We start from the raw sequence: 1385 nt of genomic DNA on the forward strand, positions 1-1385 counted from the left end.
GCGCAATTATCGCTGGCGGTAAAGGTACTGCTGAAGATAAGTTTGCTGCTCTAGAGGCTGCTGGCGTTACGACTGTTCGCTCTTTAGCTGACATTGGTAAAGCACTACGTATCAAAACAGGTTGGTAATTATACCTTCTTGATAAAAAGGCGCTTAGGCGCCTTTTTTATTGGTTTTTATTCACTATTTTCATATAGTTATATTTTAATAGACAATCTGTTGCGATTCCTTTAATTCTTTGCAAGGTAATTATGGCCATCATCAGCATTATTTTCCCCTTAATATTTATGGTGTTATTAGGCTATGTATTAACCCGAGTTGGATTCTTTAACAAAGAACACATTACTGGGATAAGTAGGTTCACTTTTTACGTCAGTATCCCGGCATTTCTATTTATCAATATGCTCGCAGCACCGTTAGCGCAAAGCATTGACCCACTTGCACTGCTAGCTTTTTATTTACCAGTGTTGTTAGTGTTTTCTATAGGTTACCGAATTAATCGCCTTTTTAGTCCAATAGCGCTGCAGGGGCGTGATGCCAGTGCGGTATTCGCGTTGGGTGCCAGTTATTCCAATACGGTATTGGTAGGTTTACCCATTATTATCGCTGCATTAGGCCCAGCAATGATAGGGCAGGTATTTATGATCATTACTTTTCATAGCGCCACCTTGTTTGCTCTGACTTTTATCTTAGCGGCAAGAGAGCAGCCTCAAGGTTTCTCGTGGCGACGGTTTGCTCGCTCTATGGTACTTAATCCGGTAGTAATGAGTATTGGACTAGGTATTTTAGTGAATGCGTTAAGTATTAACTTGGGACAACAATTAGATGAAGGTTTAGCGCTATTAGCTAAGCCCGCTTTGGCGTGTGCATTGTTTGTGCTAGGTGCTAATTTAAGTTTCTATCGTATAGGTGAACATTGGCGTTTAGCCTTAATGGCTAGTGGTTTAAAAATTATTTTATTGCCAGCATTAGTTTATATTATGGCGCAGTTTGTATTTGAGCTAACCACATCAAACACTGCGATGTTGGTGTTGCTCAGTGCTTCTCCGCTTGGCGTCAACGCTTATCTTATTGCCACTGAACTTAAACAACATGAATCAACCTTGGGTAGCACAGTAGTATTATCGACCTTGTTATCAGTGTTTAGTTTTAGCCTATGGCTTACATTATTGATTTAAGTAAACTTTAAAAGCTTATGATAAATGTTAGCCAATAAAAAACCAGCAAATTTGCTGGTTTGTTTGTTGCTCACATACAGACTATTCGTCAGCGTGATCACAAGTATCATTGGTACAATGACCATAAAGGTACAAGCTATGGTGAGTCAGCTTGATGTTATGACGCATTGCGATTTCATCCTGGCGACGTTCAATCACGTCGTCAGA

General features: G+C 39.9%; 1 protein-coding gene and 2 pseudogenes. 2 read left to right on the plus strand and 1 reads right to left on the minus strand.

Features of this window, described 5'->3' with window-relative positions:
• Together CXF78_RS00570 and CXF78_RS00575 are read left to right on the plus strand one after the other, a co-directional pair.
• Positions 1–128, plus strand: a pseudogene (locus tag CXF78_RS00570) (succinate--CoA ligase subunit alpha); the annotation flags it as partial.
• 123 nt (positions 129–251) lie between these two features.
• Positions 252–1178: an AEC family transporter gene (locus CXF78_RS00575; protein ID WP_102035693.1), complete on the plus strand. Its 927-nt coding sequence runs from the start codon at positions 252–254 to the stop codon at positions 1176–1178.
• 81 nt (positions 1179–1259) lie between these two features.
• On the opposite strand, the pseudogene fur reads toward CXF78_RS00575, so the two are convergent.
• Positions 1260–1385 (minus strand): annotated as a pseudogene (gene fur / locus CXF78_RS21725) (ferric iron uptake transcriptional regulator); the annotation flags it as partial.

The organism is Shewanella sp. 11B5 (assembly GCF_002836795.1).
Classification (GTDB): Bacteria; Pseudomonadota; Gammaproteobacteria; order Enterobacterales; family Shewanellaceae; genus Shewanella; species Shewanella frigidimarina.